Genomic DNA, 8,763 nt, shown 5'->3' on the forward strand with positions numbered 1-8,763 from the left:
GGTTGGGGTGGGTCCGGCCGCCCGGCCAAGGGGGTGTACCGGAGCGGCCGGACCCGGACTGTGCGGGCGGCGGGGTCAGCCGAGGGTGCTCACACGCGGCCGGGGGCCTGTGCCCTCTCGGGGGCGCGGTGGAGCACCAGCCGGGTGAGCAGCCCGCTGCCGAGACCGGCCGCCGCGGCGAGGGCCGCCCACCACGCCGGGTAGGAGGAGAACCCGAGCGCCCCGTCGAGCGACCAGGCGCCGGGCCCGGTGGCCGCCAGGGAGACGGCGGTGCCGATGAGGACCAAGGGGTACTCGTAGCCGTCGTTCTGCACCCATACGCCGTTGTGCCACTTCACGGTGAGGGCGACGGTCATCACACCGACGGCGCCGGTCGCGGCCAGCGGGGTCAGCAGCCCGGCGGCCAGCAGCAGCCCGGAGCCGATCTGCCCGCCGCCCGCCGCCAGGGCGGTCAGCGCGCCGCCGCGGAAGCCGTCGGCGCGGAACTCCCGTGCGCCGCCGTCGAGTCCGCTGCCGCCCAGGTGCGTACTGATCTTCTGCACACCGTGGCCCGCGACGAGCAGGCCGATCAGCAGACGCAGGATCAGGAGTCCGGTGTCCACGGGGAGTTCAGCCCGCCGCGTGGGCACCGATGACGGACTGGGCGTAGACGACGCCCAGACCGTACGCGCCCGCGTGAGCCTTGACGATCTCCATCACGGCGCCGTACGTCTCCTGGCGCGCCCAGTCCCGCTGGAGCTCCAGGAGCACCTGCACCCAGGTCACGGGTACGGCCCCGGCGGCCACCATCCGCTGGAGCGCGTGCTCGTGGGCGGCCGGGGTGACTCCGCCGGAGGCGTCCGCGACCACGTACACCTCGTACCCCTGCTCCAGCGCGGACAGCGCCGGCAGCACCAGGCAGACCTCGGTCCACAGCCCGGCCAGGACGATCTTCCTGCGGCCGGTCGCCCTGACGGCGGCGACCAGGGCCTCGTCCTCCCACGCGTTCATCGACGTACGGTCGATGATCTCGTTCTCCGGGAACACCTCGGCGAGCTGCGGCAGCAGGGGCCCGGAGAAGGACTCGGCGGCGACCGTGGTCAGCACCGCCGGCACACCGAAGGCCCGCGCCGCCTTCGCCAGTCCCACCGTGTTGTTGATGATCGCGGCACGGTCCCCGCTGCCGGTGCCGAAGAACATCTGTGGCTGGTGGTCCACGAAGAGCATGACCGCGTTGTCGGCGGTGAGCAGATCCCCGCTCGGGGCGGCGTGCACCCGGGAGATGTCGAACATGAGGGTCCCTCTCGCAACGGTCAGAAGAAGTGGCGCCCACCGCACTGCGGCGGCTGGGCACACTCCGAAGCTAGGGCCGTCGTGACGGGCGGTTTTTCTCTGCGTGCACAGGGGGTGGCAGCTCAGCGCACGGCTCGGCCGGGAAGGCCGGAGTCGACGATGTGCCGGGCGAGTTCACGGGACGCCGCGGCGGGCCGGCAGTCGGGGCGGGTGGCGCCGTCCCGCCCCGGCGTACCCGGTTCAGTCGCGGCCCGCGGTCGCCGGGGGCCGGACGGCCTCCTCCAGGGTGGGAACCAGGCGCAGCGCGGGCCCGAGGCCCGAGAGCGCCAGGATCCGCAGGGTGAACGGATGCGCGCACACCACGGTGAGGCTGCCGTGGCGGGCGCGCACGCGTCGGCGGGCCGAGCTGAGAAGCCGCAGGCCGGAGCAGTCGAAGAAGGTGACCGCGGTCAGGTCGATCACGACTTTCGGCCCGTCCGGCGCGGTCACCGCCTCCAGGTACGGGACGACCTCGGCGGCGGTGGCGATGTCGATCTCGCCACAGAGGGCCAGGACCGTATGCCCGTGCATGCGGTAGACGCGTGACGGTGGAGCGAAATCCGGTAGGACGGTGATCATGTGCTCACCTCGGGGGAGGCGACCCGCCCGCCCGGAGGCCGACGGAGGAGAGGGTACGGGGGAGGAGGTGCGGTGGGACGAGGTGCGGTGGAACGGTGGGGACACCCGGCCGCATGTGTCGAGAACCGGGGCCTCCGGTGTGTGCATGCCCGGCCCAAGTGGCCATTGAACATTACGCGTTGGCATATGACCGATCCGCTGATCGGTCCGCAGTTGACCGGGCGCGCCGATCTGTCCGGTCCGGCGGTCAGGAACGGTCGTCGGCGCCGCGGTCCGGGCCGCGCCGCACGCCCAGCAGATCGTCGATACCCGCCTTGATGCGCTCCGGCGTCGCCCCCCGGCCCGCCGTCAGATGCTCGAACAGGCTCGGCACGAAGGGGGCGAGCAGCAGATGGGCCAGCATCGCGATGTCCGCCTCGGGCCGCGCCGCGCGCAGGAGCATCGACACATGGGTGTGCAGCGTCGCGTACACCGCGGTGGTGTACCGCGCGCGCGGCGACGCGGCCTCCGCCAGCTGCATGATCTCGCGCTGTTCCACGATCCGGTCCGCGAGCGCGTGCAGGAAGGCGCGCAGCCGCTCGTCGGGCGGGGCGCCGGGGCCGAGCGGCGGGGGGCCGGAGAGGAACGCCTGCTGGAAGCGCCGCTCGCCGTCGTCCATCAGGGCGATGAGGAGCTGGCTGACGTCACCGAACCGGCGGTAGACCGTACCGACGCCCATACCGGCGGCGTGGGCCACCGCGTTCATGGTGACGGCCCGCGGCCCCTGCTCCGCGACCAGCCGGGCCGCCGCGTCCAGGATCCTGCGGCGGTTGCGGGCGGCGTCCGCGCGCTCCGGCGGGTCCTGGCCCGTGACGGAGAGTTCGATGCGGGTCATGGTCCGAGGCTACCGGATAGCTATCCGCTTCGAGCCCCCCTCGCGGGAGCGGCGGGGCGGGGACGCCGGTGACCCAGGGGGCGGACACCGGAAATCCCTTGCAAAGTGGATTCCTATCCGCTTTACTCATGCCCAGAGGGGAACCGGATAGCTATCCACTTCTCCTCCACGCACTGTCTTACGATCTCTGCTTGGGAGGGGCCTCGTCATGAGTGCCAAGGTCGCGGTCATCTACTACTCGTCCACCGGGAACGTCCACCAGCTCGCCAAGGGAATCGCGGAGGGGGCGGAGAAGACCGGCGCCGAGGTCCGGCTGCGCAGGGTCCCCGAGCTCGCTCCGGACGCGGCCATCGACTCCAACCCGGCGTGGCGCGCGCACGTCGAGGACACCAAGGGCGTCGAGGTCGCCACGCTCGACGACCTGGAGTGGGCGGACGCGTACGCGCTCGGCTCGCCGACCCGCTTCGGCAACATAGCCGCGCAGCTGAAGCAGTTCATCGACACCACGGGCGGCCTGTGGCAGCGGGGCGTCATGGCGGACAAGCCCGCCACCGGCTTCACCAGCGCCGTCAACACGCACGGCGGCAACGAGTCGACGACGCTCGCGCTGTACAACACGTTCCACCACTGGGGTTCGATCATTGTCGCGCCCGGCTACACCGACCCGGTCGTGTACGGCGCCGGCGGCAACCCGTACGGCACGGTCCACGCGGGCTCCGCGGCCGTCTCCGAGGCGACCCTTGAGGCGGCGCGCTACCAGGGCGAGCGTCTGGCGAAGATCGCCGCCCGTCTGCAGGCGGGCGCGCGCTGACACCTCACGCGCGCATCCCGGGGCCCGGCCGTACGCGACGGCCGGGCCCCGGCGCGTACCCGGCAGTGAACGGGCCGACGGGCGCCGGACGTTAGGTACGGCCGCGCAGGGGCACCCGTACCAACCGAGCGTACGTGCAGTCGGAGTTCGGAGGTACAGCCATGGGTCTCGGCGGATGCATTCTGCTGATAGGGATCGGAGCGATTCTCACGTTCGCGGTCGACTGGCACGTCCAGGGCATGAACATCCACGTCGCGGGTCTGGTCCTGATGGCCGTGGGCATCATCGGAACGGCCGCGTACGTGAGCATCTTCAAGCGCCGTCGGCTCCAGGCGCCCCCGCCTGCCGCGGCCGTGGTCGAGGAGGACCGCCGCTACTACTGAGCATCGCGTCAGGCGCGGAGGGCATGGAATGGAAGAACTGTCGAAGAACGTGACGACGGAGTCGACGGGCTTGGTGCAGGCGGGAGTCCTCGCCCTCGACTGCGCCGAGCCGGAGGCCCTGGCCGAGTTCTACGCCCGACTGCTGGGCGGCGAACTCCCGGCGGCAGACGAACGCGGCAAGGAACGGATCGAGATCACCGGCCGCGGCGGTACGAGGATGGCCTTCCGCCGTGACCACGGCGCGGCCCCCAACAGCTGGCCCCGCCCCGACGACTCCCAGCAGGCGCACCTGGAACTCCTGGTGCGGCGGGAGGAGATGGACGCGGTGGAGCGGCAGGTGATCGCGCTGGGCGGCCGTCCCCTGGACACGAAGGACAACGGCGGCCCGCACGACACCCGCCTCTACTCCGACCCGGCGGGGCATACGTTTTCGCTGCTGAGCCAGTGACGCGCAGCCGCGGGCCGGCTTCCAGGCGCCGCTTACCGCATACACGGTGTGGCCGGGGCCGTTGACGACGCCGGCCGCTCACATCCGTGTGGCGACGCCGCAACCCTTCTTCTCCATCCGCTGATCCATGGACGTGCTGCGGTTGTACGGGTCGATCCCGGGGCCGTCGGCCGCCCCGGTGTCGCGCTCCGCGCCGAGCGCCGGGGTGAGGTAGCCGTTCGGGATGCCGCAGCCGCCGTTCGTGACATCGATCTTGTACGAGACCAGGGAGAACGTCCCCTGCTCGGTGATCACCTTCGCGGGATCGTCCCAGTCCATCACCACTTCGCGCCGCACGATCGTGCGCTCGACCTCGGTGCTGCCCGCGAGCGCGCCGACGACCGGGTACACATAGGTGACGTCGGTGGACACCCGCAGTGCGCCGCGATCGCCCTGCTCGAAGGTGATCCGGCCCCGCGTCTTCACCACGTCCCCGACGAGACGGGTACGCGTCTTCTCGAAGCGGCTGAACAGCAGCAACGGGTCGTTCGTCCTGCTGGGCTCACGAAACGCGGTCGCCAAGTAGTCCTGGACGTCCTTCTGGTGCGGATTGATCCGTGCGATGGCCTTCGCGGGACGACCGCCCCGCAGCACCGCCGGATCGAGACTGGAGGCGACGAGGAAGTCCCGGGTCCGGTCCAGCGCGTCCGCGACCTGCCGCGTACTCATCCAGCCGGTCGCCCTGGCCGGGGGAACGGAGATCCCCGCCGCGCCATCGGCCCAGCGCGCCGCGGGCGACCCCCTGAACGGTTCGCTCAGCGTGGGCCGTTCCGCGACCTGTGCGGGCGGCGCCTGGGTGGGGCGGCTCGTCTCCGCGGCAAGCGGTGTGTCCGGCTGCTCGTCACCGGCGAACCAGTCGACCACCCGCCCCGGAAACAGGGCCACGGCCAGCAGGGCGAGCGAGGCGAGGAAGCCAACGACATACCGGCCCTGCCTGCCCCGTCGCGGCCTGGCGGGCGCGTAGCCACGCCACACCTCCTGTGCCGAGGGCTGCTTGCGCAGCCGCCGGGTCACCATCCGGGCCCGCGCGGACGGTTCCTCGGGCGCCTCGGACGCACCCTCCGCCAACTCGCGCTGGAACCGCTCCCACTCGTCCTCGGGCACGGCCGAACCACCGCTCCGATCCCCCACCACACCCACGTCGCGATCCCCGCATCAACCCAGCCGGGCCCTCCCCGGCAAACCTGCCAATGATCGCACAGCGCACGCCACGACCCGGAGCGTCGGTATCCGCGGACACAGCGGCCCGCCGGAGGGCGACCGCCTGCCGCGAACGTGGCGGTCCTCAGACTTCCCCGTCCGGCCGTTCCGAGCCCCGGTGCAGCACCGTTTCCCGAGCCCGCCGGGCGGCTGCCTCCGCCGTGCTCCGTCCGGCACCCCGGTCGGCGACGATGACCGTGCCCACGCTGCCCTTGTCCGCCCAGCCGCACGCCACTTCGGGGACGCTCGTCGCGGGCTTGTACGTCACGCACTTCATCCAGCCGCCGTAGCGGCCGGGGTCGGCGTTCCAGTCGGCGCTGACGGTCAGCCCGGAGGTCTCCAGGCCGTGGCGCAGCTCGTCGAGGAGATCGGGGGTCATACCGTGGAAGTCGCCCGTCGCGCCGAGGACCACGAACGCCGCCCGGCCGAGGCCCTTGTCGCCGTAGACGTAGGCGAACGTCTCGTGCGCCACGCCCGCGAAGTCCGCGTCGAGCTCGTCGGCCATGCCCTGCTGGACGGGCGTCAGCTCCAGCCTGTCCAGTGTGCCCAGGGTCCGGGGCGCGGCGACCGTGTAGCGGGGGTAGTCCCGGTACTGGATCTGCGACCAGGTCACGGACCCGGCGGCTGCTCCGACGGCGGTGGTGAGGACGAGCGCGCCGACGATCCGGTCGCGTGCGGTGGGAGCCGGTACGGGCGGCAGCACCGGGAAGGTCAGGTCCTGCGCGGCCTCGGCGGGTGCGGCCGAGGTGTGTGCCCCGGCCCTGCGCCGGGCCCCGCGCAGGACTCGGCGCAGGACGGCCGACGGCAGCAGAGGGAGTACGGCGGCGCACGCCCCCCAGGCCGGGAGGGGGACCGCGGGCACGGCGAGCAGTACCGCGGCGTAACCCGCCCACGCCAGCGAGGTGCTCGCCAGAGGGTGTCCGACCATCCAGCGCAGCGGCCCCCGGCCCGGGCGGGCCAGCGTGTCCAGGGTTTCGGCCAGCACCGCGAGGCGCTCATCCTCGGGGCGGGCGCCCGCCTGGATCCGGGCCCGGTCCGCGGCCGTGCGGGGGGTGGGGGAGAGCTTCAGCACCAGCCGGGCGTCATGGCGCTGCACCCGGGCGGGTTTGGGTACGTCCTTGCCGCCGGCGGCTCGCTCGGCCCGGAGTGCCTGGACCGATCCCGGCGCCAACTCGCGCAGCCGGGCGACGAGTTCGGGGCCGCGCCGGTGACGTCCGGGCCGCTCCAGGTAGTCGGCGTTCAGGCACAGCTCCGCGTAGGCGGACAGCAGCTCGATGTCGTCGGGGAAGGCGTCCAGGCCTTCCCGGTAGACGGCCTCGGCGCGGTCGTCGTGGTCGTCGTCGCCTTCGGCGGCGTGCGCCCGGCCGAGCACGGCGGAGAGCCGGGCGGCGGGTCCGCCGGTCTCCAGCGCGCGCCGCGCGGCCTGCCGTGCTTCGACGAGCCGCCCGGCGCGGAGCAGGGCTTCCGCGTGCAGCGCCGGGTCAGTCGCGGCGCCGACGGCCGCCTCGACGGGCGAGCCGCTCTCCGTCTCGGCTACCGCCTCGACCCGTGCTCCCGCCCCTGCCCCCGCTTCCGCGCATGCCGAATCGATCTCTTGCCCGTTGGCCCGCATGATTCCCCACCCTGTGAACACCTGAACGGTTCGGTCAGAACTCCGTTCGGGGGGCAACTATCGACGCCGGGCGGGGGAACGGTCAAACGGATTGCCCGGTACCGGACACCGACCGGACCGTGGGCGTCACCGGCCGGACCGTGTGCGTCCGGCCGGAGTGGCAGCGGCCCGTCTCACTTCCGCCAGAACAAGTGATGCATCACCCCACTCGCACTCGGCACCACCTCCAGGTGGAAGCGGTCCCGCAGCTCGTCCGGTGACTCCCACAGCCGTACGCCCGATCCGTACCGGACCTGTGGCGACACCGCCACATGCATCGTGTCGACCAAGTCCGCCTCCAGGAACTGCCGGACCGTCGTCACCCCGCCACCCAGCCGGACATCCTTCCCCCGCGCCGCCTCCCGCGCCTGCGCCAGCACCGCCGCAGGGTCGCCGTCCACGAAATGGAACGTCGTGTCGGAGAGCGTGAAGGACGGGCGTTTGTGGTGTGTCATCACGAACACCGGTGTGTGGAACGGCGGTTCGTCGCCCCACCAGCCCCGCCACTCCTCGTTCTCCCACGGCCCCCGCAGCGGCCCGAACTTGTTCCGGCCCATGATCTCCGCGCCGATGTTGTGCGCGAAGTCCCGCGTGAAGTAGTCGTCCAGGCCCCGGCTGCCACCGGGATCCGTACGCATCGGCCAGCTCGCCGTCGCCCCCGCCCAGGCGAACAGCTCTCCCGGGTCGGGCAGGCCGAACGGGCTCTCCAGGCTCTGGTCCTCAGCGGGACCCGCGCCGATACCGTCGCTCGAGACGTTGAAGTTCTGCACCTTCAGTAGCTGAGTCACCTGACTGATACCTCCTGTGGTTGGCGATACCCATGTGACTGGCCCAGCCGGGCAAACTCATCGCTCGGGCAGCAGGAGAAACAGTCCGGGCCCCGCCCCCTCCTGCATCACCGGCAGCAGCCGTGGCATCGGCTCCGGACCTCACCGCCCTCGATCCAACGTAACCCGCATCGCATCCATGATCGCCTCGCGTGCCCTCCGAAACGCCCGGCGGGCCTCCGCGCACTCGGGCGTCTCGTACGTCGCGCCCCCCATCACCACGTCCCGATACCTCCCCAGCGCCTTCGTCGCCTCCCGCGCCTTCGTCACGACCTCGGCGGGAGCGACGAGCTCCAGCTCGTACTGGCGCGCGTACACCACGTTGTCCTGGATCGCCGACCGGGCGAGCCCGGCCCGTTCGCCGGACGCGAGACCGAGGTTCCGGCTGGCCAGTGATATCGCGTCCCGCGCCAGCGTCGCCGCGTCCAGATAGCGGGCGTACGCCGTACGTAACTCGGCGCGCTCATGCTCCCCCAGGTTCCGTCTCCACCGGACGCGCTCCGCGAACAGCGTGCTCCCCATGCCGATCAGCGCGCCCAGCGCCGTCCCCACCACCGTCGCCCACTCCATGGCCGGAGGATAGGCAGGACCGGCTCGCGAAGACATCCGCCCCGCAGACGACACCCCATCGGCCCACCCC

At 72.2% G+C, this 8,763-nt stretch carries 11 protein-coding genes; 3 read left to right on the forward strand and 8 right to left on the reverse strand.

The window, feature by feature from the left end:
* Positions 1 to 89 precede the first annotated feature (89 nt).
* The 4 genes from ACJA3G_RS22795 to ACJA3G_RS22810 form a co-directional block, all read right to left on the reverse strand.
* Entirely contained in the window at positions 90 to 602 is a 513-nt protein-coding gene (locus ACJA3G_RS22795; RefSeq protein ID WP_406554887.1) for a DoxX family protein, read from the reverse strand.
* A gap of 7 nt (positions 603 to 609) precedes the next feature.
* Positions 610 to 1,272: a hydrolase gene (locus ACJA3G_RS22800; protein ID WP_406554888.1), complete on the reverse strand. Its 663-nt coding sequence runs from the start codon at positions 1,270 to 1,272 to the stop codon at positions 610 to 612.
* Positions 1,273 to 1,512: 240 nt separating this feature from the next.
* Positions 1,513 to 1,890 carry an anti-sigma factor antagonist gene (locus ACJA3G_RS22805; protein WP_406554889.1) on the reverse strand — a complete coding sequence of 126 codons (378 nt, stop codon included), beginning with the start codon at positions 1,888 to 1,890 and terminating at the stop codon, positions 1,513 to 1,515.
* Between the two features lie 247 nt (positions 1,891 to 2,137).
* The gene (locus tag ACJA3G_RS22810; RefSeq protein WP_406554890.1) at positions 2,138 to 2,764 is read right to left on the reverse strand and encodes a TetR/AcrR family transcriptional regulator; all 627 of its coding nucleotides are present in this window, start codon (positions 2,762 to 2,764) and stop codon (positions 2,138 to 2,140) included.
* A 208-nt stretch (positions 2,765 to 2,972) separates the two neighbouring features.
* On the opposite strand from ACJA3G_RS22810, the gene wrbA reads away from it, so the two are divergent.
* The 3 genes from wrbA (at position 2,973) to ACJA3G_RS22825 (ending at position 4,406) form a co-directional block, all read left to right on the forward strand.
* Positions 2,973 to 3,575, forward strand: a complete 603-nt coding sequence (gene wrbA / locus ACJA3G_RS22815; protein ID WP_406554891.1) for an NAD(P)H:quinone oxidoreductase — start codon at positions 2,973 to 2,975, stop codon at positions 3,573 to 3,575.
* 161 nt (positions 3,576 to 3,736) lie between these two features.
* Positions 3,737 to 3,958, forward strand: a complete 222-nt coding sequence (locus tag ACJA3G_RS22820; protein ID WP_358831271.1) for a hypothetical protein — start codon at positions 3,737 to 3,739, stop codon at positions 3,956 to 3,958.
* Between the two features lie 28 nt (positions 3,959 to 3,986).
* Positions 3,987 to 4,406, forward strand: a complete 420-nt coding sequence (locus ACJA3G_RS22825) for a VOC family protein (protein ID WP_406554892.1) — start codon at positions 3,987 to 3,989, stop codon at positions 4,404 to 4,406.
* Between the two features lie 78 nt (positions 4,407 to 4,484).
* Here ACJA3G_RS22825 and ACJA3G_RS22830 read toward each other — a convergent pair whose 3' ends face one another.
* From ACJA3G_RS22830 to ACJA3G_RS22845, 4 genes are all read right to left on the reverse strand, one after another.
* The gene (locus ACJA3G_RS22830; RefSeq protein WP_406554893.1) at positions 4,485 to 5,549 is read right to left on the reverse strand and encodes a hypothetical protein; all 1,065 of its coding nucleotides are present in this window, start codon (positions 5,547 to 5,549) and stop codon (positions 4,485 to 4,487) included.
* A 181-nt stretch (positions 5,550 to 5,730) separates the two neighbouring features.
* Positions 5,731 to 7,257: a tetratricopeptide repeat protein gene (locus ACJA3G_RS22835; RefSeq protein ID WP_406554894.1), complete on the reverse strand. Its 1,527-nt coding sequence runs from the start codon at positions 7,255 to 7,257 to the stop codon at positions 5,731 to 5,733.
* A gap of 173 nt (positions 7,258 to 7,430) precedes the next feature.
* Entirely contained in the window at positions 7,431 to 8,084 is a 654-nt protein-coding gene (locus ACJA3G_RS22840; protein ID WP_406554895.1) for a dihydrofolate reductase family protein, read from the reverse strand.
* A 141-nt stretch (positions 8,085 to 8,225) separates the two neighbouring features.
* Positions 8,226 to 8,693, reverse strand: a complete 468-nt coding sequence (locus ACJA3G_RS22845) for a hypothetical protein (RefSeq protein ID WP_406554896.1) — start codon at positions 8,691 to 8,693, stop codon at positions 8,226 to 8,228.
* Between the last annotated feature and the right edge of the window lie 70 nt (positions 8,694 to 8,763).

The organism is Streptomyces sp. YS-3 (genome assembly GCF_045257485.1).
Lineage (GTDB): Bacteria > Actinomycetota > Actinomycetes > Streptomycetales > Streptomycetaceae > Streptomyces.

What these genes read in the sequence shown, in the direction of transcription:
- ACJA3G_RS22810 (WP_406554890.1), bottom strand. Translation starts at nt 2,764, where the DNA reads ATGACCCGCATCGAACTCTCCGTCACGGGCCAGGACCCGCCGGAGCGC.
- ACJA3G_RS22835 (WP_406554894.1), bottom strand. Translation starts at nt 7,257, where the DNA reads ATGCGGGCCAACGGGCAAGAGATCGATTCGGCATGCGCGGAAGCGGGG.
- ACJA3G_RS22800 (WP_406554888.1), bottom strand. Translation starts at nt 1,272, where the DNA reads ATGTTCGACATCTCCCGGGTGCACGCCGCCCCGAGCGGGGATCTGCTC.
- ACJA3G_RS22820 (WP_358831271.1), top strand. Translation starts at nt 3,737, where the DNA reads ATGGGTCTCGGCGGATGCATTCTGCTGATAGGGATCGGAGCGATTCTC.
- ACJA3G_RS22805 (WP_406554889.1), bottom strand. Translation starts at nt 1,890, where the DNA reads ATGATCACCGTCCTACCGGATTTCGCTCCACCGTCACGCGTCTACCGC.
- wrbA (WP_406554891.1), top strand. Translation starts at nt 2,973, where the DNA reads ATGAGTGCCAAGGTCGCGGTCATCTACTACTCGTCCACCGGGAACGTC.
- ACJA3G_RS22845 (WP_406554896.1), bottom strand. Translation starts at nt 8,693, where the DNA reads ATGGAGTGGGCGACGGTGGTGGGGACGGCGCTGGGCGCGCTGATCGGC.
- ACJA3G_RS22825 (WP_406554892.1), top strand. Translation starts at nt 3,987, where the DNA reads ATGGAAGAACTGTCGAAGAACGTGACGACGGAGTCGACGGGCTTGGTG.